This window comes from Kitasatospora mediocidica KCTC 9733 (assembly GCF_000744225.1).
GTDB lineage: Bacteria > Actinomycetota > Actinomycetes > Streptomycetales > Streptomycetaceae > Kitasatospora > Kitasatospora mediocidica.
The window spans coordinates 749,595-771,868 of record NZ_JQLN01000007.1; the positions used below are offsets into that span (position 1 = coordinate 749,595).

A 22,274-nucleotide genomic window follows, 5' to 3' on the forward strand; every position below is an offset into this window, starting at 1 on the left:
CGAGATCAGCCGCCGCACAGGTCCGATCCCGCGAACATACCCGCGTTCATGCGGTGCATGTAGCTGACGTCCGCCCAGCCGGGCGCGACGCCGCCGACCATGGCGACGACCCACAGCAGCACGGCTGCCGGCACTGCTCCGCGGCGCGGTCGTACGGCGCGCCACGGGCGGCGCGCGGCGATCCAGAGCAGCGGCAGCAGGCCGGCCAGCACGCAGGCGGTCGCGAGCCAGGTGTACGTCGTGAGGCCTTGCGGGAGCGCGATCGGGGTGCAGTGGATGTTCCGTGCGTAGTCCGGCCGGTGTGCTTCGTAGGTGAAATGCGCGAGCAGCCCGATGCCCAGGCCGGCCAGGCTGAGCCCCGCCGAGGTGAGGACGGCCGACGCGGCGTGGCGTGACGTGGGAATCGACATGGTCTCTACTTCTTCTCTACTTCACCAGTTGGGTTGGACGCGGACGACGACGACGTTCTGCTGGCCCTCCTCCTGGAGCTCCGACGGCAGGCGCGTGTTGAGGCTTGCGTTGAGGTAGCTGTTGGTGTGCTGGGTGTAGTGGATGTCGCCGTCAGGGGTGATCGACGTGATGATGCACGCGTGGTGGATGTCCCCGACCGCGGCGTTGGGGCCCGGACCTGCCTGCTGAAGGAAGATGATGTCACCCGGGCGGGCCTGGGAGATCGGCACGGTGGTGCTGCCGTTGTTCAGCAGGAAGTCGTGCAGGCCCCCCGCGAGCGCCCAGCTCCTGGTGTGGCTCTTGTCGTGCGCGTCGATCCAGTTGGTGACCGGACCTCCCCAGCTGCCGAGTTGGGCGCCCTTGAACCAGTTGTTGTCGCCGAACGAGCCGTCGCCGTCGTTCTTGTAGGCGAGCCCGGCCGCGTGCAGCGCGTCGGAGGTGAAGTTGGTGCAGTTGTTGTCGAAGGTGTCGAGGCCGGTGTTGTCCCAGTTGTCCATCGCCCACTGGATGAACTTCGAGCGGTCGAACTTGCCGTCCGTGCCGATGAGCTGCTGCTGGACGCCGGTGGGGATGCCGTCGAGGTGGGCGAGCGAGGCCGGGACGGCGAGCTGGAGCTGCTGCTGCTGGTCCGGGGTGAGGCTGTTCCACCAGGCGGCGACGAGGGTGGGATCGGTGCCGGCCGGGGGGACGGCTCCTGCGATCAGGCTCACTTCGAGCGGTGACGCGTCCTTCTGGACGTTGTCGAGGGCGGTGCTCGGATCTGTGACGTTGACCTGGCCGGCCAGCCGGTTCAGGGCCGCGGCCGCCGTGGTGTCCGCCTTGTTCGCGTCGGCGAGGGCCTGCTGGACCAGCCAGGAGGTCTGGCTGACCTGCTGGTTGATCTGCTGGCGGTCGCTGGGGTCCAGCAGGTTGTGGGCGTGCGGCATCGTCAGCGTCGTACTGGTGACCGTGCCGTCCGCCGCGACGGCCATGCCGTTCTGGTCGGCGTAGGACAGCGCCGAGCCGAGCGAGCGCTGGGCGAGTTCGAAGGCCTCGGCCGCGCCGTCCAGCACCGCGACCACCCCGCGCATCTCGTCGTACGCCGCCTCCAGCGCGTCCGCCTGGGCCGTCATCTTCGCCTGGGCGAGGTTGCCGGAATCGCTGGACCAGACGGGGGCGATCTTCTGGGTGGCCTGGTGGCGCAGTTCGGTGGAGGCCTCCCAGCAGTGCTTGGCCATGGCGGCCCAGTCGTTGGCGGCGGTGGACCAGAGGCCAGGCTGGGCGTTCTTGAGTTGGTCGAGCGTGATGGCCATGTCAGTTCGCCCCCTGTCCCTGTCCCTGCAGGAGCTGGTTCGCGTCGTGGTGGAAGTTGCCGGCGAGCGCGGCTTCCGTCTGGACGTAGTTGTCCGCCGTCTGGCCGAGCGCGTCGGCGGTGGCGTTCAGGCCGGCGGCGAGCTGCTGGAGGTGCGTCTGCCAGGCAGTCGCGCAGGCGTTGAGCGCGCCGCCGGTGGCGAAGCCCGGGTTGCCGGTGGCGGCGGCGGCACTGGACTGCATGCCGTTCTGCGCCTTCTGGTTGACGCCGTCCGCAGTCGAACCGACCTGCGTGGCAGCCTGACTGAGCGTCGGCGGATGGACGGATATCGACATGCTTCCCCCTGAAGTCAGTCGGCCAGCTAAAGTAAACGATCATCGTAGTGGACGAGGGATCAACCCGCCTGGTTCCGCCGGCTTCCGACACCTGCACGAGCCGCCCCGACGACGTCCGGCACCAGGCCCTGGGAACGCCGACGACCCGGAGCTGGTCAAGCAGGAGGGGGAAGTCGGGGATATCGACTTCGGCAGTCGGGCCCGCGCAGCCTCACATTCGGGATCTCAGCACGTCGACCCCACAGCCGGGGGCGAAGGGGTCGAAGCCGTACTCGATCAGCCAGCGAACTGCCAGCAGGCTTCGCAACGACCACCACGCGTGGATCACGTCGAGGTCGACGTCGGTGCCATAGCCGGCGATGACGTCGTCGAGGTGCTCCTCGTGTCCGAGCGTGAAGGTGGCGAGGTCGTACAGGGCGTCACCCTGGCCCGCCTCGGACCAGTCGATGATGCCGGTGACCTCGCCGCCGTCGACGAAGACGTGCGCGATCTGCAGGTCGCCGTGCGTGAACGCCGGATTCCACAGGCGGAGCGCCGCCTCGGCGACCTGGCGGGTCGACAGTGCGGGCATGGTGAACTCCCCGAGCGGGACGGCATAGCGCCAAGCAGTGTCCCGCGCTTGGCAGGCCTGGACAATCGCGGCGGGTTCCTCTGTCAGCTCTACGCCGAGGGTGTCGGCGGCGGCGTCGAAGTGGAACTTCACCAGCAGCCGTGAATCGAACAGCCAGAAGTCGAAGCCGGGCAGCCCGAGTTCGAGCGGGCAGACGGGCGATCTGGAGGTTCGGATCACTGCGGCCGCTGACCTCGACCGGGCTGCCAACCTGTTCCGGGCCGGTTTCGACACTCGCTGAGTACCCCTCAAAGGGGCGATCCCGCGCAGCCGGGAACGCCTGCGGAGCTCCGGCCGGGCCCTTCTGGTTCAAGAAGGGCCCGGCTTGGACTACATCAAGTGCACCTCGACACTGAAACCCTTGGCCAGGACCGAGTTCAGGTGCCCGGCATGGGCACCCAGGTACTGACGGGCTGCGCTCGATTCGGCGCTCAGCTCGAGAAGGACATAGTCCTGCGCATCCTCTGTGTCCTGCCCGCAGACGCAGCAGCGAAGCCGCTGGCTGGACATGCTTCCACCTACCACGCCGTTATTCAATCCCACTCGCCCCTCTCGACCTTTCCGTCAACATAGCTCTGCTTTCGCGTCCTTCAGTACGGTAGTAGGTTTGCCCGTCGGATTCGATATATCGCAAATGACAACGTCGCAGGTCCCATTTCCGTTGTCGAGGACTTTGACTATTTGTCCGTCGCCCTGAATATACATATCGCCGTTGTCCCAGACGTGGCCCACGTCGACTCCGCGCTCGCTGACCCGGCCAGTCCCGTGGATATCCCGGGCCGTCGTATTGCCACCGCCGCCACCGCCGCTATCGGAGTTCATGTTGACGCGATCCGAACCCGCCGCGTCCTTGCCGATGTTCATCGCGCCCATGCTCATGAGGCCGGCGCCGGTCGCGATAGCGCCGGCTGAGACCACGTTGGCAGGGACCCCGATGACTGCGCCGACTCCGGTTGCGTCCAGTGCGACGCCGAGCACCTCGCCGCCAGCACCGACGGACGCCAACGCCAGACCGCCGGCCATCTCGGCCACCGAGCCCGGATCGTGCAACATGGCATTTCCGACGGAGGCCACGTCGCCCAGTGCCGTCTCGCCGAATTCCTTGGCGACATGGCCGGCACCGGAGAAGAAGCCGCCGATGCCGTCTCCGACCTGCGACCAGAAGCCTGGCTTGGCAGGGGCCTTGTCGCGGGCCCTTCCGACGGCAGCCTCCGCAGTCTTTCCGGCACCGTCCAACTAACTCAGTGCGCTGTTTAACGTGTCCTGAGCGGCTTGGTGGTTGGCGTCGCCGGAGGCCCAGAGATTGATCGCCTCAGTCGCCTGGCCCTGGGCCCAAGTGAGCGTCGGCGCATAGACGCCCAGTGCAGCCGCTGCGTCGTGGAACGCATCACCGGCGTCCAGCCACTTGCTCGGCTGGCCGTGGAAGACCTTGCGGAACGCGTCGGCGGCGTCTCCGCTCCAACCGTCAGTGGTATCTATGCGTTTCAGGCCCTCGCCGGCCAAGTGCAGCAGGTCGCCGTACGACTTCAACGAGGCCTGGGTATGCGCGATCACGGCGGCGTCGCCGGGGACCAGGGCCTTCGGGTCAGTGGTCTGGCCGAGTTCCGCCATCGTCACTTCTCCCCCGGGTCATTGCTACCTGTGAGGATCTGGTTGAGCTGGCCGGTCGGCGTTGACATTCGCCGTCAGCCGGGTCGCGATCTGCTCACCGTCCTTCGCAAGGTTGTCGACGCCGCGCTGCCACCGGCCCAAGAAGTCCGACAGCGTGCTCGCGAGTGCACGGTGGCCGATGGCCGACTCGTCATGGGGTATAGCGCTGACCTTTTGGACGCAAGTCTGGTCAAGCGTCGCATTCACCCCCGAAGCAGCTTCCGTCAACGCTTGTAGATCCACGTGATAATCACCGGCCATGGCGGCTCCCCCTACCTGCCGACTTCCCCGTCCGGCTCATCCTAACCTCGGCCCTGCAGGATGGCCCGTCAGTTGGCTCACGGACCCCTTCTGCACTGCACGAATCGCCAGTTGAGGGTCAAGGCATGGCTGATCAGAGTTACCCGCAGCGCGCTACCGGCGGCAGCTGGTCAGCAGGTCCCGCGCGCTCGGTGCCGATCGCGCTCTGGACGTCGAGGTGTCAGCAGCCCGGCCATGAGCGACTCACAGCAGCTTTCGACAACTATGCCGCGTGCTGGTCGGCCGACCCCGGCGAGCGGCTCGCCGTGCTCGGCGCGGTCGCGGTCAAGGACGTCGCCTATCGGGACCCGGGCACGGAGGTGGGCGGGCTGATCGGGTCGGCTGCGGATATCGGGCCGGGGGCGGGTGGATTGAACTTCGAGTACTCGGCCCTGGTCCAGCGCAGCGGGCTGGCTTGCGGGGTCGCCACCACCTCCATCACGGTGAACTCCACCAGCCGTTCGGCGCCCGGCACTTCGGCGGCGTGCCGCTCGTCCCAGTCGGTGCGGGCGGTGCCGGTGAGCTGGAGCGTGTCACCGCTCGCCCAGTCGACGAAGAGCAGTCCGGCGGCCGGGTTCTCGGCCAGGTTGCCGAGCGTGCAGAACATCGCGTTGCCCAGGTAGTCCGGCCAGCGCAGCCGCCGGGCGTCGCGCAGCTGCACGAAGCCCGGGCTGCCGCCGCGGTGCGAGGCGTCCACGTCGCCGTGCCGGTCGGCAGTGGCGACGAAGAAGGTGCCGGCCCGCCGGATCAGCTCCTGCTGATCCGGCGTCAGTTCCGAGCCGCGCAGCGGGACGCCGGGCGTGCTGCCCGGCTCGACCCAGGGCTCCCGGCCCTGGATGTACTTGGGGCAGTTGGAGAAGACCTCGTCGAGCTCGACCCGCAGGCCGGGGCCCGCAGTGGGCCGCGCCCGGCCGTTCATCCGCATCCGGCGCCGGCGGGCGGGCTGCAGGGCGATCATCCCGACCCGGACGGGCCCGGACAGCGCCGCCGCCAGCGGATCACCGGCCACCGGCCGCGCGGCGATCGCCACCGCGTCCGACGACTCGCCATCGCTCATGGTGCCGGGCGCGCCCGGCTCGGCGCGCAGGAAACCCGGTGGTCCGGTCAGCAGACTCGCCCAGAGCCGACCGCCCCGGTCGGCGGCGCCGACCACCAGCATCGGCTGCTCGGTGAGGAATCGGGCGGCCACCGGCGGGATCCGCCGACTGCGGCTCGGGCCCGAGTAGCCGGGCCGGTCGAACCCGGCCCGGCGGCGGACCGCCAGCTCGCCCGGGACGGCCACGGGGGCAGCGCCGGATACGGGTGCGGGAACGGGGGTGGTGTGCGGACTCATGACGCGCTCCCGGTGGCCGGCCGATTAGAAGAAGCCGCAGGTCGGCGCGGAGCCGTTGGGTGCGGCGGCGTCGTGCGCGTGGACGCCGCGCGGGGTGAAGACCTCCAGCCGGATCCCGTCCGGGTCGGTGAAGAAGACGCCGCCGGAGTCGGCCCCCTCGCGGTGCGGGACCACGCCCTCGTACGCGAACTCGGCGCCGAGCTCCCGCAACACCCGCTCGATCTCGCGCACCTCCGCCACCCCGTCGACCTGGAAGGAGAGGTGGTGCAGGCCGGGCGCGCCGGTGGCGAAGACGCCCTCGCTCTGCTGCCAGAGCGTGACCAAGGGCTGCCCGTCCCGGCCGAGGAACGCGAAACGGTGCGCGCCCTCGGTGCCCTCGGAGACCAGCTCGAAGCCGAGAACGCGCTGGTAGAAGGCGCGGGAGCGGTCCAGATCGGTGACGTTCAGCCCGATGTGGCCGGTCCGCACGGACGGGTGAATGGCGACCTCTGTCATGGAGCACCTCCATCGTCGAGCCCGGACCACGACCGGGCTAACTATTGTTACCGAGTATGGGGGTTAGATAACCAGGGCGTCAACCGGTCGTGAGTCGGATGCCGGTTAGAATCGAGGCCAGTCCAGGAGAGGAGGGCCGATGGCCCCGGAAGCGCAGCCCGTCGACCCCCGCCCGCTCCCGGGCGAGCCGCTCTCGCTGGACCTGCTCAACACCCGCTGGAACAACGGCGGCAACCCGCGCGACCTGCTGGACTCACTCGACGGGCTCGCGCTCTGGCTGACTCTGAACGACTTCGCCGACCAGGTCCCCGCCGACCGGGCCACCCTGGACGCGCTGCTCGCCACCCGGGCCGCGCTCGCGCGGCTGATCGACGACCACGACACCTCACCCGAGGCCCGCGCGGCGCTCAACGAGGTGCTCGCGCACGGCGCAATCCGCCGCACACTGGCGGCCGACGGCCCGCAGGCGCGGATCGAGACCGACAGCCCCGCCTGGCTGCCGGCCTGGAGCGCCGCCGTGGACTACCTGCGCCTGCTGGCCGAAGCGCCGGACCGGATCCGCTCCTGCGCGAGCGAGGCCTGCGTCGTGCGCTTCTACGACACCTCGAAGAACGGCACCCGCCGCTGGCACTCGATGGCGACCTGCGGAAACCGGGCCAAGGCCTCCCGCCACTACGAGCGAGCCAAGCAGGCCTGACGGACCATCGGCGCGGCTGCGAAAGCTGGTCCGCCGCGAGCAGCGCGCATTGCTCCTGCTGACGGACGATCACCTACCGGCGATCACGCCCCCAACCGGCAGTCCGATCAATGGGCTGCGACTGCTGGAGGAGGTGGTCCGCCTTGCCCGCCTTGATGGCGAGGATCAGGGCGCGGAGGGCTTCGGCCGAGTCGGTGAGGCAGTGGTCCTCCTGGCCGTTGACGGCGATGTAGCCGTTGCCTACTGCGTCGGTACCGAGGCGGAAGCATGAGTTGCCTTCGGCGCAGAAGGGATCTTCCCAGGTGATCACGAGCATCGAAACCGACGTCGGAGCCGTGGACCCCGAGACCGAGGGCCACTACCGCCCCCAACGCAGGTCGCTCGAAGAGGCCCTCGCGGCTGCGGGAGCCACCCTCGCGGACGTCTCCCTGGTCGCGAACTGCCACCTCCACTTCGACCACTGCGGCGGAAACCCCCTGCTGGGCGGCACGCCGATCCTGGTGCAGGCCGCAGAGTTGGCCGCCGCGCGCCGAGGCGGCTACACGCTAGTGCTCTGACCAACAAGGTTCGCCGGGGTGGTGGCGGCTCGTTCTGTGGTGGCTACGTAAGCCAGTTGAAATCGGTGGTCACGGCGGTAGGGTGCCATCCGTGATCGAGCTCGACTGGTTCGAAGAGGATGAGGAAGACGACCTCAGCCAGGCAGAGCGTGCCTTCCTGGCGCTTCTGCGCATGAGGGCCAGGACCTGGTCCTGCGGGCCACAGAACACGGAGCTTGTGAAGCCTGCGGACGGTTGCCGGTGTTGGCGGGCCGTGCTGGACCTCAGCGTCGAGATGGAGCCCAGGGGCCTCGGCTTGGTCACGGTCGGAGTGTGCTTCGACGGCACCAGCATCCGGTGCAGCGAAGTTCACAACCAGTCGTACTATCCCCGGCCGGACGATCAGTCACGAGTGGAAGTGGTCGAAGCGACGGGCACCCCACAGGGCCTGGCCGAGATCGCGGCGGAGTGGTTCGAGCGGATCCTGGTCCGGCCGGTGGAGCGGCGCGAGTGGTGGTCGGATGGCGCTCTCACGTACGACTACGTTTTCGCGGACACCGGGACCGGGCTGGTGCTCGGCGGTGTCGCGGGCCCGGAGAGGTTCCGCCGTCCGCCGGATCGCATCATCCACGCCCGCGGGCATGCCGCTCACCCAAGGGACTGAACGTCCGCGGCTCACACGTGCTGCGGCCGTCCGCCCCAGCGCAAGCCCTTCTCGCTGCGGATTCGGGCGCGTTCCTTGCGCTGGGCGGCCAGGACCTCGGGGTGGCGGGCGTTAGCGTTGCGCCAGCGCAGGTAGGCGTGCAAGGCGCGGGCCTGAACCGGGTGGTTCGGATGGTTGGGGTTGGCCAGGGTGAACTGTCTCAGCGGTCCGAAGTGCGCCTCGATCGGGTTCGCCCAGGATGCGTTCGTCGGGGTGAAACACAAGGTGGACGTTGTTGTTCTTCGCCCAGCGCAGGATCCTCTTGCTGCTGCGGTGGGTTCGCCTGACGCCGGCGCGTGCAACGGGCGGGGGTTGCTGCTGGTCGAGGCGCTCAGTGACGTCTGGGGTGTCGTTCCGCGACCGACGCGTGGGAAGTCCGTGGTCGCAGGGAAGCGGCTGCCCTGACCGGAGGGGGCAGGGCAGCCGCTCAGCTGGACGAGATCAGTCCTTGAACGTGCCGCCCTCCGCCGCCACGCGCTCCAGCAGTGCCGGCGGCTTGAAGCGCTCGCCGTAGGCGGCGGCCAACTCCCGGGCCCGCGCGAGGAATCCGGCGACGCCCCCCTCGTACCCGTTGATGTACTGGAGCACCCCGCCCGTCCACGCCGGGAAGCCGATGCCGAGGATCGAGCCGACGTTGGCGTCAGCCACCGACGTCAGGACGCCCTCCTCCAGGCAGCGCACCGAGTCGAGTGCCTCCGCGAAGAGCATCCGCTCCTTCAGGTCCTCGAACGGGACGTCCACGCCGCCGTCGCGCCCGAAGTGCTCGCGCAGGCCCGGCCACAGCCGCAGGCGGCGCCCGTCCGCGTCGTAGTCGTAGAAGCCCGCGCCGCCGCTGCGGCCCGGGCGGCCGAACTCCTCGACCATCCGGTCCATCACCACATCGGCCGGGTGCTCGACCCACGTCTCGCCCGCCTCCTCGGCGGCCCGGCGGGCCTCGCCGCGGATCCGGCGCGGGAGGGTCAGCGTCAGTTCGTCCAGCAGCGAGAGCACCTTCGCGGGGTAGCCCGCCTGGGCGGCGGCCTGCTCGATGCTGGCCGGCTCGACGCCCTCGCCGACCATCGCGATGCCCTCGTTGATGAACTGGCCGATCACCCGCGAGGTGAAGAAGCCGCGCGAGTCGTTGACCACGATCGGGGTCTTGCCGATCTGCCGGACCAGGTCGAAGGCGCGCGCCACCGCCTCGTCCCCGGTCCGCTCGCCCTTGATGATCTCCACCAGCGGCATCTTGTCGACGGGCGAGAAGAAGTGCAGCCCGATGAAGTCGGCGGACCGCTCAACTCCCTCCGCCAGCAGGCTGATCGGCAGCGTGGAGGTGTTGGAGCAGAGCAGCGCGTCTGCGCCCAGCACCCCCTCCACCTCCTGGAAGACCTTGTGCTTGAGCGCGACGTCCTCGAAGACGGCCTCGATCACCGCGTCGCAGCCGGCCAGCGCCGCGGGATCAGCGGTCGGGGTGATCCGCGCCAGCAGCTCGGCACGCTGCTCGGCGGTGCTCCGCCCGCGCGCCACCGCCTTGTCCAACAGCCCGGCCGAGTAGGCCTTTCCGCGCTCGGCGGCGTCCAGGGTGACGTCCTTGAGGACGACCTCGATGCCCGCCTTGGCGCACGAGTACGCGATGCCCGCGCCCATCATCCCGGCGCCGAGCACCGCGACCCGGCGCACCGTGTGCTTCTCGACCCCGGACGGGCGCCCCGCACCGGCGTTGACGGCCTGGGTGTCGAAGAAGAGGCCCTGGATCATGTTCTTGGCGGTCTGCCCGCAGACCAGCTCGGTGAAGTAGCGCGCCTCGATCACCATCGCGCTGTCCACGTCGACCTGGGAGCTCTCGACCGCCGCCGCCAGCACGTTGCGCGGGGCGGGGTAGGGCGCGCCGGCCAGCTGCTTGCGCAGGTTGGCGGGGAACGCGGGCAGGTTGGCGGCCAGTGCCGGGGTGGCCGGGGTCCCGCCGGGGATCTTGTAGCCCTTGACGTCCCAGGGCTGCTGGGCGGTCTCGTTGGCCTCGATCCAGGCCTTCGCCTTCGCCAGCAACTCCTCCTGCGTGGAGGCCAGTTCGTGCACCAGGCCGACCTCCAGCGCGGCCGCCGGACGGTACTGCCGACCGGTCAGCAGCACCTTGAGCAGCGCGTCCGCCAGCCCGAGCATCCGCACCGTACGAACGACGCCACCGCCGCCCGGCAGCAGGCCCAGCGTCACCTCCGGCAGGCCGATCTTGCTGCCCGGGGCGGTCAGTGCGATCCGGTGGTGGCAGGCGAGGGCCAGTTCGAGGCCGCCGCCGAGCGCGCTGCCGTTGATCGCCGCGACCACCGGCAGGCCGAGCGTCTCCAGGGTGCGCAGCGCGCGCTTGATCCGCAGCGAGGACTCGAAGACCTGCTCGGCCTGGTCGGGACCGGCCGAGGAGAGCAGGCGCAGGTCGCCACCGGCGAAGAAGGTCTTCTTGCCGGAGGTGATGATCACACCCCGCAGACCCTGCGCCTCCGAAAGGCGCGCGACCACGGCGTCGAACGCCTCGGTGAAGGCCTCGTTCATGGTGTTGACGGACTGCGTGGGGTCGTCCAGGACCAGCGTGACGATGCCGTCCTCGCCCTGCTCCCAGCGGATGATGGTGTCAGTCATCAGAGAGTTCTCCAGAGAAGAAAAAGGGGAGGCGGATCAGGCGAGGCGCTCGACGACGGTGGCGACGCCCATGCCGCCGCCGACGCACAGGGTGACCAGTCCGTAGCGCAGGTCGCGGCGCTCCAGCTCGTCGATCAGGGTGCCCAGGATCATCGCGCCGGTGGCGCCCAGCGGGTGGCCGAGCGCGATCGCGCCGCCGTTGACGTTCACCTGGTCGTGCCGGAAGCCCAGTTCGCGCATGAAGCGCAGGACGACCGAGGCGAAGGCCTCGTTGATCTCGACGAGGTCGATGTCGGCGGCGGTCAGACCCGCCTTGGCCAGCGCCTTGCGGGTCGCGGGGGCCGGGCCGGTGAGCATGATGGTGGGCTCCGATCCGGAGACCGCGGCCGAGACGATCCGGGCGCGCGGACGCAGGCCGAACCGCTCGCCGACCTCGCGCGAGCCGATCGCCACCAGTGCGGCGCCGTCCACGATGCCGGAGGAGTTACCGGCCGTGTGGACGTGGTCGATGCGCTCCACCCAGTGGTACTTCTGCAGCGCGACGGCGTCGAAGCCGCCCGCCTCGCCGATCCCCGCGAAGGCCGGCTTGAGGCCGCCCAGGGTCTCCGCCGTGGTGCCGGGGCGCAGGTACTCGTCGCGGTCCAGCACGATCAGGCCGTTGCGGTCCCGGACCGGGACCACCGAGCGGTCGAAGAGGCCGTCCGCCTGCGCCTTGGCGGCGCGCGCCTGCGACTCGGCGGCGAAGGCGTCCACGTCGGCGCGGGTGAGGCCCTCGATGGTGGCGATCAGGTCGGCGCCGATGCCCTGCGGGACGAAACCTGCCTCGAAGTTGGTCATCGGGTCCATCGCCCAGGCGCCGCCGTCCGAGCCCATCGGGACCCGGGACATCGACTCCACGCCGCCGGCCAGCACCAGGTCCTCCCAGCCCGAACGGACCTTGGCGGCGGCCAGGTTGACCGACTCCAGGCCGGAGGCGCAGAACCGGTTCTCCTGCACGCCGGCCACCGTGTCGGGCAGCCCGGCGGCGACCGCGGCGATCCGGGCGATGTCGGAGCCCTGGTCGCCGAGCGGGCTGACCACGCCGAGCACGATGTCGTCGATCGCGGACGGGTCCAACTCGGGCAGGCGGCTGCGGAGTTCGTGGATCAGGCCGACCACCAGGTCGACCGGCTTGGTGCCGTGCAACGAGCCGTTCTTGCCGCGGCCGCGCGGCGTGCGGATCGCCTCGTAGACGTACGCTTCGGTGCTCACGATGACTGCCTCTCCGGGGAGTTGGTCGTGCGGTCGAGTTCGGGCAGGTCCCAGTCGCGGGCCACCTGGGCGGTGTCGGCGCCGGGGCGTGCGGGTGGGCGGCGCAGCACGCCGGGGGTGGCCGAGAAGCGCGGGGCGGGCGCGGGCTGGGTGACGCCGTCCACCTCGGTATAGGTGCCGCGGGCCACCAGGTGGGGGTGGGCGGCTGCCTGACGGAGCGTCAGAACGGGGGTCACGCAGGCGTCGGTGCCCTCGAAGACGGCGGTCCACTCGGCCGTGCTGCGGCTGGCGAAGCGCAGCGCGATCCGGGCCCGCAACTCCGGCCAGCGGGCGGTCTCGTACTGGCCGGGCGCGTCCTCGTCGAGCTCCAGCAGTCGGACGAACTCCGCGTAGAACTGCGGCTCCAGCGCGCCGACCGCCAGGTGGCCGCCGTCCGAGGCCTGGTAGACCGCGTAGCAGGGTGCGCCGCCGTCCAGCAGGTTGACGCCCCGACGGTCCTGCCAACTGCCCTGCGCCAGCAGGCCCCAGAAGAGCGTGCCGAGGTGGGCTGCGCCGTCCACGATCGCGGCGTCCACCACCTGGCCGGCGCCGGTGGAGCGGGCGTGCTGGAGTGCGGCGAGCAGGCCGACGGCGAGGTAGAGCGAACCGCCCGCGTAGTCGCCCAGCAGGTTGACGGGTATCGACGGCGGCCCGTCGGCCGGGCCGACCATGCCGAGCAGCCCGCTCAGCGCGGTGTAGTCGATGTCGTGTCCGGCGCTGGCGGCCAGCGGTCCGTACTGCCCCCAGCCGGTCATCCGACCGTAGACCAGCGCAGGATTGCGGGCCAGGCAGGCATCCGGGCCGACGCCCAGCCGCTCGGCGACACCGGGCCGGTATCCCTCGATCAGCAGGTCGGCCCGCTCGGCCAGGGCGAGGACCAGCTCCGGGCCGTCCGGCGCCTTGAGGTCGACCAGGACGGATCGCTTGTTGCGGTTGGTGAGGTCGAGCGCCGGGTCCCCGGCGAGCGGGGACGGGCCGGGCCGGTCGACCCGGACGACGTCCGCGCCCAGATCGCCGAGCACCATCGCCGCGAACGGTCCGGGCCCGATCCCGGCCAGCTCCAGCACTCTCACTCCGGCCAGCGGGCCGGTCGGCGGTACCACCTGAGTCGTCTCCTCCAGAGCGTGACAGTGGAGCTGTAACACTCGGATGGTATGCCGGTGACCCGCCGGTAACAAGGGTGGCCCACCGGGCAGTCCGGGCCGGCCCGGGGAAGCGCCGAGGCACTCTGCGCGCTCGGCGCACCGCCGCCTGCCGCACGCGGCGCACATGCCCACACACACGCCGTGACCAGCGCTTTCACCTCGGGAGTCAGGCCACCCGGCCGACTCCCACCGCCGGCTACCCGCGGGTAGAGTACGCCGGACGACCCGCGCGACGAACTGGTGAGCACATGGCAGTCTGGACCCGCCCCGCCCTCTGGTGGCGACTCGCCATCGTCCTCTCCTCCGGGCTCGGACTGATCACCGGCACCGGCTCGCTGGTGTACTTCACGGTCGAGAGCAACGTCATCGTGCTCGGCTACTTCGCCGCGGCGGTCTACTGGATGACCAAGCGCGCCACCGTGGACGCCCCCGCGCCCCGGCTGCGCGGCGCGGCGACGCTGTACATCCTGATCACCGGCCTGGTCGCGCACATCCTGCTCAACCATGGCGCCAACCCGCTGCCCGGACTGGTCTCGGGGCCGGACCGGCTGCAGAACTGGTCGTCGTTCTTCCTGCACTACGTCTCGCCGGTGATGGTGGTCCTGGACTGGATCGTCCTGCGGCCGCGCAACGCCTCGCGCTGGAAGGACCTGCCGCTCTGGCTCTCCTTCCCGCTCGGCTACGCCCTGGTGACCGAGCTGCGGGCCGCGCTCTTCCCCGACTTCCCGAACAAGTACCCGTACTTCTTCCTCGACCCGAGCCAGCACGGCTACGGCTGGGTGTGGCTGCAGATCGCGCAGCTCACCGTCGAGTTCGTCGTGCTCGCCTCGGTCGTGGTCGGCCTGGACCGGCTGGGCACCGCCGTCCGGGCGCGGCTGAGGCCGGTCGCGGAAGCCGCCTGAGGATCAGCTGCCGCACTAGATCCGCCAGGAGCGGATCCGGTCGGCCGCCGCGAAGACGTCCGCCTTGGTGTCGGCGACGTCGCGGGCCAGCTCGACCAGGGCGCCGTACGGCGGGTCGATGCCCTCCTTGGCGGCGTGCATGTACGCGGCCGTCGCCATGCAGGCGTAGAGGTTGTTGCGGACCGGGAGCGGGCGCAGCAGCACGATCGTGTGCATCAGCGCGGCCGCGCACCACGCCGGGTCGGCGTCATGGCCGAGCTGCGCGGTGTTCACCCGGTGCCGGGCGACGGCGGCCTGGAGGGCCGAGTAGTCGCGGACGCTGAGGTCCTCCGGCGAGGCCTGCTCCTGGACGTCGAGGAGCCAGCGGATGTCGACGTGCAGGATCATCAGGCCGCACTGCGCTTCGCGGCGGGCGTGTCCTCCGGGAAGGCCGCGTCGAACTCCTCCAGGTGCGCGTTCCAGAACGCCACCGCGTGGTTCACGAACGTCCGGCGCTGCTGCTCACGCACGCTGAGGTCGTGCACATAGGCCTTGACGCTCTTGCCGTCGGCCGCCGCCGCCTCGCGGATCGCGGCCAGTTCCGTCTCCGTGTACTCGATGTTGAGAGCTGGCATGCCGCCAGGGTACCGGACAGGTACCGCCTACGGGAGGCTGCTCGGGCAGCACTCGAACAGCCTCCGAATCCACCTGCAACATCACCGACCGCTCAAGGCGTTACTGGGGCATGGAACACACCTCGACGACCGATTCGGCGCCGCCGGGCCCGTTGGACTTCCTGGACTTCGCCGCCGCGCGCGGTGGCCAGTTGTTCAAGACCGCGTACCTGCTGACCGGTGGCGACACGCACCTCGCCGAGGACCTCGTGCAGGAGGCGCTGAGCCGGATGTACGTCCGCTGGCGCCGGCTCTCCCGGCTGGAGAACCCGGCCGGCTACGCGCAGACCGTCCTGGTCAACACCTTCCTGTCCTGGCGGCGACGGCGCAGCAACAGCGAGCGGGTCACCTACGAGTTCCCCGACATCGCCGTCAACGACGCCGATCCCACCCTGCGCCTGGCCCTCCTACAGGCCCTGGCCGATGTCTCGCCGCAGGACCGCGCGGTGCTGGTGCTGCGCTTCTGGGAGGACCGCAGCGTCGAGGAGACCGCGGCCGCCCTCCGGCTGAGCAGCACCGCGGTGCGCTCGCGCAGCCATCGCGCGCTGGCCCGGATGCGCGCGCTGCTCGGCGACAGCCTCGCCGAGCACACCGCGCGCTGATCAGCGGCCCGACGCGCGCCCGCACAGCCGCAACCACCAAGGAAACGGTGCTCTGCCATGCCCATTGACGAGTCTTCGGACGATTCCTTCGAGAACAGCTTCGCCCTGGCCCTGCGCACTGCGGCCGACGTGTCCCCCGAGCGCGGCACCGAGGCCCTGGCCCTGGGCGCCGCCCGGCGCGGACAGCGCCGCAAGCGACGGCGCAACGCCCTCGCCGGTGCCACCACGCTGGCCGTGCTGGTCGCCTGCGGCAGCGCCGCGACCGCCTGGCTCACGCCGCGCGCGGCGACGACCGTGACCAGCACGGCGACCGTCACCACCGGCCCGAGCCCGAGCCCGACGCCCGGCGCCACCACCGCCTCGCCTGCCGGACCGGTCAGTGACGCGCAGCTGCTGACCACCTTCAGCTCCCTGCTGCCGCCGAGCTGGTCCCTCGGCCAGCCGGCGAGCCAGGGCACCGAACCCCACCCGGCCCACCCCGATCGCGGCGCCTACGCCTCCGCCACGGTCGACGACGGCCACGGGAAGGCCTTCGTCGAGGTCACCTTCCGGCGCGGCAGCACCCCCGTCGACATGAGCGTGGAATGGATGCAGTGCCCGGACAAGACCGCCGAGCCGTACACCGTGTGCAGCCGCACGACGCGCGCGGACGGCTCCACGCTGCTCGTCCTCCAGCGCTACCGGCGTCCCGACCGCCAGGGCGGCTTCCAACAGTGGTCCGCCGTCCTGCTGCGCCCGGACGGGACCGTGCTGACCCTCATCGAGGACAACACCGCGACCATCAGCGACTCCCAGCTCACCCGGGTGGATCCGCCGCTGACGGCAGCGCAGCTCGCCGCGCTCGCCACCGACCCGCGCTGGGACCCGGTGCTGGCCACCCTGCCCGCGCCGAACGTGCCGCCCTCGGGCGGCTTCTCCGGCGACCCGATGAAGCTGAACTTCAACTGGCCCTCGACCGACAAGATCCTGGCCACCGCGGGCCCGCTGCTGCCCGCCGGCCTGACCGAGTCGGACACCGGCGGCACCGACTTCACCGCCCACTTCACGGTGGACGACGGCCACGGCAAGAGCCTGACCGAGGTCTCGGTCCAGGACTGGAGCGTCTTCAAGCCGGGCGTCAGCAGCGGCGCCGACATCACCAGCAGCTTCCGAGGCGCCACCGCGCTGCCGGACGGCACCCTGGTGATGCGCTCCACCGAGAAGGACTACAGCGATGAGAAGGGCCTGGTCCGCAACCACGTGGACATCCTGCGCCCGGACCACCTGCGGATCATCGCGGACTCGTTCAACTCGACGGCCCCGGCCCTCGCGCCGACCCGGGCACTGCCCACCCTGACGCTCGACCAACTCCAGGCGCTGGCCACCAGCGCGAGCTGGGAGAGCGCCAAGAACTGAGCCGTGGTCGCGGGCCTCCCGCACAGGGGAGGGGAGGCCCGCGACCACGCTCTACTACGCTCTACCGCGGATCCACCGGGTGCAGCCCGTCCTCGTCCAGGCTGAGCCAGCGGGTGATGCCGAGGCCGCGCAGGAACGGCAGGTCGTGGCTGGCCACGATCAGCGCGCCCCGGTAGGACTCCAGGGCCTCGGTGAGCTGGCGGGTGCTCGCGAGGTCGAGGTTGTTGGTCGGCTCGTCGAGCAGCAGCAGCTGCGGCGCCGGGTCGGCCAGCAGCAGGGCCGCCAGGGTGGCCCGGAACCGCTCGCCGCCCGAGAGCGTGCCGGCCGGCTGGTCGGCCCGGCCGCCGCGGAACAGGAAGCGGGCCAGCCGCGCCCGCACCAGGTTGTCGCCGAGCGCGGGCGCGAACGCCTTCACGTTCGACGCCACGCTCAGCGCGTCGTCCAGCAGGTCGAGGCGCTGCGGTAGGTGGCGCAGGGCCACCGGAGTGGTGAGTTCGCCTTCCAGTGGCGGGAGTTCACCGGCGATGGTGCGCAGCAGGGTGGACTTGCCGGCCCCGTTGCGCCCGATCAGCGCGATCCGCTCCGGCCCGCGCACCTGGAGCTTGACGCTCGGCCCGTACGCCGGACGGACCTGGTCCAGCACCAACACCGTGCGCCCGGCCGGGACTTCGGTGCGCGGCAGGTCGATGCGGATCTCCGCGTCGTCGCGCATCGCCTCCTCGGCGGCGGTCAGCCGCTCACGAGCGTCCTCCAGGCGTTCGGTGTGCATGCCGCGCACCCGCCCGGCGGTCTCCTCGGCCTGCCGTTTGAACTTGCCCGCCATGATCTTCGGGTCGTTGCGCTGCGCGGACTTCTTCTTGCCGTAGCGCGCGCTGCGCTCCAGCTTGATCCGGGCATCGGCCAGGTCGCGCTTCTGGCGCTCGACGTCGGCCTCGGCGCTCCGCACGGCCCGCTCGGCCGCCTCCTGTTCGGCGGCCAACACCCGCTCGTAGGCGGCGTAGTTGCCGCCGTACCAGGTGACGCCGCCGTCCCGCAGGTCGGCGATCTGGTCGACGTGGGCGAGGAGTTCGCGGTCGTGGCTGACCACCACCAGCACCCCGGTCCAGCTGCGCACGGCCTCGTACAGCCGGGCCCGGGCGGACAGGTCCAGGCTGTTGGTGGGCTCGTCCAGCAGCAGGACGTCCGGGCGCTCCAGCAGCAGCGCCGCCAGCCGCAGCAACACCACCTCGCCGCCGGAGAGTTGGCCGGTCGTCCGGTCGAGCTCCAGGGCATCGAGGCCGAGCCGGTCCAGCGTCGCGCGGGCCCGTTCCTCGACGTCCCAGTCGTCGCCGAGGACGGTGAAGTGCCGTTCGTCGGCGTCACCGGACTCGATGGCGTGCAGGGCGTGGCGGCGCTCCCGGATCCCGAGCGCCTCGTCGACCCGCAGGGTGGTGTCGAGCGCGATGTCCTGCGGCAGGTAGCCGACCTGGCCGGCCACCCGGACGGTGCCGGAGCCGGGCGTCAGCTCGCCCGCGAGCAGGCGCAGCAGCGTCGACTTCCCGGCGCCGTTGAGCCCGATCAGGCCGGTGCGGCCGGGGCCGATCGCGAGGTGGAAGCGGTCCAGAACGGGCTTGCCGTCGGGCCACTCGAAGCCCAGGTCGGTGCAGAGGACGGAGCTCGTGGTGGTCGGTGCCATGGATGGCCTCCTGCGTGGTTGCTCGGAAGGGAGAGAGGGCAACAACGGGAGAACACCGCGGGAGGACGTGCGGCTGCGACGACGGGGAAGTGCGACGGGAGAGCCCGTGCCGGCGAGAGGCGTCACACCGAGGTCGAACAGCACGCTCCAGTACCACCGCGCGGGGACTCAGCGCGGGGAGCGGTGTCTCATGACCTCAGTAGAGCAACGGCCTTCTCCTGTTCTGGTGGACCAACGGTCCGGTAGACCAACGGTCCGGTGGACCGACAAGAACCACCGTAGGAGCCCGCAGGACACCGCGCAAAGTATTTTCCGGCCCGGGGGCCATCTAGGATCGAGGCATCATGAGTGCCACTCTCGTAACCAAGGATCTGAGCGCCGGCCACGGCGACCGCACCCTCTTCACCGGCCTTGACCTGGTCGTCGCCCCCGGCGAGGTAACCGGTCTGGTCGGGGTGAACGGCGCGGGGAAGTCGACACTGCTGCGCCTGCTGGCCGGCCTCGACCTGCCCGAGGGCGGCTCGATCTCGCTCAGCCCGCCGTCCGCCACCATCGGCCACCTGCCGCAGGAGCCGGACCGCCGCCCGGGCGAGTCGGTCCGCGGCTTCCTGGCCCGCCGCACCGGTGTGGAGGCCGCCCAGGCCGCCCTGGACGAGGCGACCGAGGGCCTGGTGGAGGGCCGTCCGGGCGCCGACGACGCGTACGCCGACAGCCTGGACCGCTGGCTCAACCTCGGCGGCGCGGACCTGGAGGAGCGGGCCGAGGAGGTCGCCGACTCGCTCGGCCTCAAGGTGAGCCTGGACCTGCCGATGACCGCGCTCTCCGGTGGCCAGGCCGCCCGCGCGGGCCTGGCCTCGCTGCTGCTCTCGCGCTACGACGTCTTCCTGCTCGACGAGCCCACCAACGACCTGGACCTGGACGGCCTGGACCGCCTGGAGTCCTTCGTCACCGGGCTTCGGGCCGGCACCGTGGTGATCAGCCACGACCGCGAGTTCCTGGCCCGCACGGTGACCCGGGTGCTGGAGCTGGACCTCGCCCAGCAGCAGGTCCGGCTCTACGGCGGCGGCTACGAGTCCTACCTCGCCGAGCGTGAGCGGGCCCGCATGCACGCCCGCGAGGAGTACGAGGAGTACGCGGACACCAAGGCCGGCCTGGAGGCCCGCTCGCGGATGCAGAAGGGCTGGGCGGACAAGGGCGTGCGCAACGCGCTCAAGAAGAGCCCGGACAACGACAAGAACCGCAAGGCCGCGGCCCTCTCCTCCTCCGAGAAGCAGGCCGCCAAGGCCAAGCAGACCCAGCGCATGATCGAGCGCCTGGACGTGGTGGAGGAGCCGCGCAAGGAGTGGGAGCTGCGGATGGAGATCGCCGCCGCCCCGCGCTCCGGCTCGGTGGTCGCCACGCTGCGGCAGGCCGTCGTGCGGCTCGGCGACTTCGCCTTCGGCCCGGTGGACCTGCAGATCGACTGGGCCGACCGGGTGGCCATCACCGGCGCCAACGGCTCGGGCAAGTCCACGCTGCTGGCCGCTCTGCTCGGGCGGCTCGAACTCGACTCCGGCCAGGCCTCGTTGGGATCCGGCGTGGTGGTCGGCGAGGTGGACCAGGCGCGCGGCCTGTTCCTCGGCGGCGAGCCGCTGATGGAGGCCTTCGGCGCGGCCGTGCCGGAGCTGAACGCGGCCGACCTGCGCACCCTGCTGGCCAAGTTCGGGCTGAAGGCGGCGCACGTGCTGCGGCCCGCCGCCACCCTCTCGCCCGGCGAGCGGACCCGGGCGGCGCTCGCGCTGCTCCAGGCGCGCGGGGTGAACCTGCTGGTCCTGGACGAGCCGACGAACCACCTGGACCTGGCCGCCATCGAGCAGCTGGAGTCGGCGCTGACGAGCTACACCGGGACGCTGCTGCTGGTCACCCACGACCGGCGGATGCTGGAGGCGGTCACCGTCAACCGCCGGATCGCGGTCGACGGCGGGCAGGTCACCGAGGCCTGAGCCGAAGCCCGAGCCGGAGCCCGAGCCGAAGCCCGAGCCCGGAGCTCGCGCCGAAGCCCCGGGACCGGCAGGCCGGGCACCAGTGGTCTGAACCACCCCCTTCCCCTGCCGCGCGGTCATGTGCTGTGCTGTCGACCATGGTTGACAGCACAGCGGCCGCGACGGACTACCCGACCGTCCCGCTCCGCCCGATGATGGTGCCCGCCCAAGAGGCCGAGGCCCGCAGCAAGTCCTTCCACGAGGTCATGGCCCAGCGCCGGACCGTCCGCGACTACTCGACCCGCCCGATCCCGGACGGGGTGATCGACTGGGCCGTCCGGACCGCCGCCACCGCGCCGAGCGGGGCACACGTCCAGCCCTGGCGCTTCGTGGTGATCACCGACCCCGCGCGCAAGCGCGCGCTGCGCGAGGCCGCCGAGGCGGAGGAGCGGGAGTTCTACGCCCACCGTGCCTCCGAGGAGTGGCTCGCGGCGCTGGCCCCGATCGGCACCGACTGGCGCAAGCCGTTCCTGGAGGACGCGCCGGCGGTGATCGTGGTCTTCGAGGTGCACAAGGGGCCGCAGTCGCCGCGGCCGTACTACACCAAGGAGTCGGTGGGCATCGCCGTCGGGCTGCTGCTGGCAAGCCTGCACCAGGCGGGCCTGGCCACCCTCACCCACACGCCGAGCCCGATGCGCTTCCTCAACGAGGTCTGCGAGCGCCCGGCCGAGGAGCGGGCCTCGTACGTCATCCCGGTCGGCTACCCGGCCGACGACGCCCGGGTGCCCGACCTGCACCGCAAGGAGCTGGACGCCGTCCTGGTCCGGCTGTGACACTCGACGAATCCCACGGTCGGCAGCTCGGTCCGGGCGCCGGACGGGGTGCCATGATGCTTGTCATGAACCGCGTCATCGACCAGACCGCCCCGCCCCTTCCCACCGGCGTACGCCCCCCGGAGCGGCTCGCCCTGCCGGGCGGCGTCTCGCTGCGCCGGCGCACGGCGGACGACATCGTCCCGTTCAACGCCGCGGTGGTCCGCAACCTGGAGCACCTGCGGCCGTGGATGCCGTGGGCGGTGTCGGCGCCGACCCTGGAACGCACCGGGGAGATGACCGAGGTCGGCCGGCTGGCCTGGGAGGACGGCACCGACTTCCTCTACCTGGCCGGGCTGGACGCGGCCCCGGGCAGCGTGCTCGGCGCGTTCGGCCTGCACGGCCGGATCGGCCCGGGCGCGCTGGAGATCGGCTACTGGGTGGACCTGGCGTTCACCGGCCGCGGGATCGCCACCGACGCGGCGGCGGCGCTCACCGCCGCCGCGCTGGAGCTGCCCGGCATCCACCGCACCGAGATCCACTGCGACCAGGCGAACGCGGCCAGCGCGACCGTCCCGCGCAAGCTCGGCTACCGCCTCGACCGGGTGCGCCAGGATCCGATCAGCGCGCCGGCCGAGACCGGCCGCAAGCTGATCTGGGTCAAGGAGATTCCGGTCGAAGAACCTTAAGCCGGGCGTAAAGCGCAACGAACTTCTTGACGTGCCCAGTTGGTCTAGTCCATTTTTGGCGTACGCAGTTCCGCGTCACCAGTTCCGGACCACCCATCGCCCCGCGCTCCCCCACCTCAGCGCGGGGCGGCGGCTCGTCA

At 71.1% G+C, this 22,274-nt stretch carries 22 protein-coding genes and 4 pseudogenes; 9 read left to right on the plus strand and 17 right to left on the minus strand.

Going from position 1 to position 22,274, the window contains the following annotated elements:
• Positions 1 to 5: 5 nt before the first annotated feature.
• From BS80_RS33570 to BS80_RS33605, 9 genes and pseudogenes are all read right to left on the minus strand, one after another.
• Positions 6 to 410, minus strand: coding sequence for a hypothetical protein (locus tag BS80_RS33570; RefSeq protein ID WP_035805175.1), 405 nt, complete (start codon positions 408 to 410; stop codon positions 6 to 8).
• Positions 411 to 431: 21 nt separating this feature from the next.
• A complete protein-coding gene (locus tag BS80_RS33575; protein ID WP_035805180.1) occupies positions 432 to 1,742 on the minus strand; it encodes an amidase domain-containing protein in 1,311 nt (436 codons plus the stop codon).
• 1 nt (position 1,743) lies between these two features.
• Positions 1,744 to 2,076, minus strand: coding sequence for a WXG100 family type VII secretion target (locus BS80_RS33580; RefSeq protein WP_035805181.1), 333 nt, complete (start codon positions 2,074 to 2,076; stop codon positions 1,744 to 1,746).
• Between the two features lie 211 nt (positions 2,077 to 2,287).
• Positions 2,288 to 2,818 (minus strand): annotated as a pseudogene (locus tag BS80_RS33585) (aminoglycoside phosphotransferase family protein); the annotation flags it as partial.
• A gap of 198 nt (positions 2,819 to 3,016) precedes the next feature.
• Positions 3,017 to 3,196, minus strand: a complete 180-nt coding sequence (locus BS80_RS33590; protein WP_035805183.1) for a hypothetical protein — start codon at positions 3,194 to 3,196, stop codon at positions 3,017 to 3,019.
• Positions 3,197 to 3,250: 54 nt separating this feature from the next.
• The gene (locus tag BS80_RS38340) at positions 3,251 to 3,922 is read right to left on the minus strand and encodes a hypothetical protein (RefSeq protein ID WP_051967552.1); all 672 of its coding nucleotides are present in this window, start codon (positions 3,920 to 3,922) and stop codon (positions 3,251 to 3,253) included.
• Positions 3,923 to 4,303 carry a putative T7SS-secreted protein gene (locus tag BS80_RS38345; protein ID WP_332262215.1) on the minus strand — a complete coding sequence of 127 codons (381 nt, stop codon included), beginning with the start codon at positions 4,301 to 4,303 and terminating at the stop codon, positions 3,923 to 3,925.
• A 631-nt stretch (positions 4,304 to 4,934) separates the two neighbouring features.
• The gene (locus BS80_RS33600; RefSeq protein ID WP_083975646.1) at positions 4,935 to 5,969 is read right to left on the minus strand and encodes a pyridoxamine 5'-phosphate oxidase family protein; all 1,035 of its coding nucleotides are present in this window, start codon (positions 5,967 to 5,969) and stop codon (positions 4,935 to 4,937) included.
• 24 nt (positions 5,970 to 5,993) lie between these two features.
• Entirely contained in the window at positions 5,994 to 6,464 is a 471-nt protein-coding gene (locus tag BS80_RS33605; RefSeq protein WP_035805187.1) for a VOC family protein, read from the minus strand.
• Positions 6,465 to 6,603: 139 nt separating this feature from the next.
• Between BS80_RS33605 and BS80_RS33610 the strand changes: the two genes are divergently transcribed.
• Complete coding sequence (locus tag BS80_RS33610) at positions 6,604 to 7,161, plus strand: CGNR zinc finger domain-containing protein (protein WP_035805189.1); 558 nt, start codon at positions 6,604 to 6,606, stop codon at positions 7,159 to 7,161.
• Between the two features lie 127 nt (positions 7,162 to 7,288).
• Here the strand turns inward: BS80_RS33610 and BS80_RS33615 are convergent.
• Positions 7,289 to 7,477 (minus strand): annotated as a pseudogene (locus tag BS80_RS33615) (hypothetical protein); the annotation flags it as partial.
• A gap of 13 nt (positions 7,478 to 7,490) precedes the next feature.
• Between BS80_RS33615 and BS80_RS33620 the strand changes: the two are divergent.
• Both BS80_RS33620 and BS80_RS33625 read left to right on the plus strand, forming a co-directional pair.
• Positions 7,491 to 7,709, plus strand: a pseudogene (locus BS80_RS33620) (MBL fold metallo-hydrolase); the annotation flags it as partial.
• A gap of 100 nt (positions 7,710 to 7,809) precedes the next feature.
• The gene (locus BS80_RS33625) at positions 7,810 to 8,361 is read left to right on the plus strand and encodes a hypothetical protein (protein ID WP_035805192.1); all 552 of its coding nucleotides are present in this window, start codon (positions 7,810 to 7,812) and stop codon (positions 8,359 to 8,361) included.
• A gap of 11 nt (positions 8,362 to 8,372) precedes the next feature.
• On the opposite strand, the pseudogene BS80_RS33630 reads toward BS80_RS33625, so the two are convergent.
• From BS80_RS33630 to BS80_RS33645, 4 genes and pseudogenes are all read right to left on the minus strand, one after another.
• Positions 8,373 to 8,661, minus strand: a pseudogene (locus BS80_RS33630) (IS630 family transposase); the annotation flags it as partial.
• A gap of 180 nt (positions 8,662 to 8,841) precedes the next feature.
• Positions 8,842 to 11,010 carry a 3-hydroxyacyl-CoA dehydrogenase NAD-binding domain-containing protein gene (locus BS80_RS33635; protein WP_035805197.1) on the minus strand — a complete coding sequence of 723 codons (2,169 nt, stop codon included), beginning with the start codon at positions 11,008 to 11,010 and terminating at the stop codon, positions 8,842 to 8,844.
• Between the two features lie 36 nt (positions 11,011 to 11,046).
• Positions 11,047 to 12,261: an acetyl-CoA C-acetyltransferase gene (locus BS80_RS33640; RefSeq protein WP_035805205.1), complete on the minus strand. Its 1,215-nt coding sequence runs from the start codon at positions 12,259 to 12,261 to the stop codon at positions 11,047 to 11,049.
• On the minus strand, positions 12,258 to 13,403 hold the full coding sequence (locus BS80_RS33645; RefSeq protein WP_269676423.1) for a CaiB/BaiF CoA transferase family protein: 1,146 nt from the start codon (positions 13,401 to 13,403) through the stop codon (positions 12,258 to 12,260). Before BS80_RS33645 ends, BS80_RS33640 begins: the two co-directional genes overlap by 4 nt.
• A 290-nt stretch (positions 13,404 to 13,693) precedes the next feature.
• Here BS80_RS33645 and BS80_RS33650 point away from each other — a divergent pair, with 290 nt between their 5' ends.
• Positions 13,694 to 14,347: a Pr6Pr family membrane protein gene (locus BS80_RS33650; protein WP_035805207.1), complete on the plus strand. Its 654-nt coding sequence runs from the start codon at positions 13,694 to 13,696 to the stop codon at positions 14,345 to 14,347.
• A 15-nt stretch (positions 14,348 to 14,362) separates the two neighbouring features.
• Here the strand turns inward: BS80_RS33650 and BS80_RS33655 are convergent, their stop codons facing one another.
• Both BS80_RS33655 and BS80_RS33660 read right to left on the minus strand, forming a co-directional pair.
• Positions 14,363 to 14,734 (minus strand): hypothetical protein, encoded by a 372-nt coding sequence (locus BS80_RS33655; RefSeq protein ID WP_035805209.1) that lies wholly within the window; start codon positions 14,732 to 14,734, stop codon positions 14,363 to 14,365.
• Positions 14,734 to 14,961, minus strand: a complete 228-nt coding sequence (locus BS80_RS33660; RefSeq protein ID WP_035805211.1) for a hypothetical protein — start codon at positions 14,959 to 14,961, stop codon at positions 14,734 to 14,736. The genes BS80_RS33655 and BS80_RS33660 overlap by 1 nt, the downstream gene beginning before the upstream one ends.
• 110 nt (positions 14,962 to 15,071) lie before the next feature.
• Here BS80_RS33660 and BS80_RS33665 point away from each other — a divergent pair, with 110 nt between their 5' ends.
• Positions 15,072 to 15,602, plus strand: coding sequence for a SigE family RNA polymerase sigma factor (locus BS80_RS33665; RefSeq protein ID WP_051967555.1), 531 nt, complete (start codon positions 15,072 to 15,074; stop codon positions 15,600 to 15,602).
• 57 nt (positions 15,603 to 15,659) lie between these two features.
• Entirely contained in the window at positions 15,660 to 16,997 is a 1,338-nt protein-coding gene (locus BS80_RS33670; RefSeq protein WP_035805212.1) for a hypothetical protein, read from the plus strand.
• Positions 16,998 to 17,058: 61 nt separating this feature from the next.
• On the opposite strand, the gene BS80_RS33675 is transcribed toward BS80_RS33670, so the two are convergent.
• A complete protein-coding gene (locus tag BS80_RS33675; RefSeq protein WP_035805214.1) occupies positions 17,059 to 18,672 on the minus strand; it encodes an ABC-F family ATP-binding cassette domain-containing protein in 1,614 nt (537 codons plus the stop codon).
• Between the two features lie 344 nt (positions 18,673 to 19,016).
• Here BS80_RS33675 and BS80_RS33680 point away from each other — a divergent pair, with 344 nt between their 5' ends.
• From BS80_RS33680 to BS80_RS33690, 3 genes are all read left to right on the plus strand, one after another.
• Positions 19,017 to 20,654: an ABC-F family ATP-binding cassette domain-containing protein gene (locus tag BS80_RS33680; RefSeq protein ID WP_035805215.1), complete on the plus strand. Its 1,638-nt coding sequence runs from the start codon at positions 19,017 to 19,019 to the stop codon at positions 20,652 to 20,654.
• Between the two features lie 137 nt (positions 20,655 to 20,791).
• Positions 20,792 to 21,466 (plus strand): nitroreductase family protein, encoded by a 675-nt coding sequence (locus BS80_RS33685; protein ID WP_035806691.1) that lies wholly within the window; start codon positions 20,792 to 20,794, stop codon positions 21,464 to 21,466.
• Positions 21,467 to 21,531: 65 nt separating this feature from the next.
• The gene (locus tag BS80_RS33690; protein WP_035805216.1) at positions 21,532 to 22,134 is read left to right on the plus strand and encodes a GNAT family N-acetyltransferase; all 603 of its coding nucleotides are present in this window, start codon (positions 21,532 to 21,534) and stop codon (positions 22,132 to 22,134) included.
• Positions 22,135 to 22,274 lie beyond the last annotated feature (140 nt).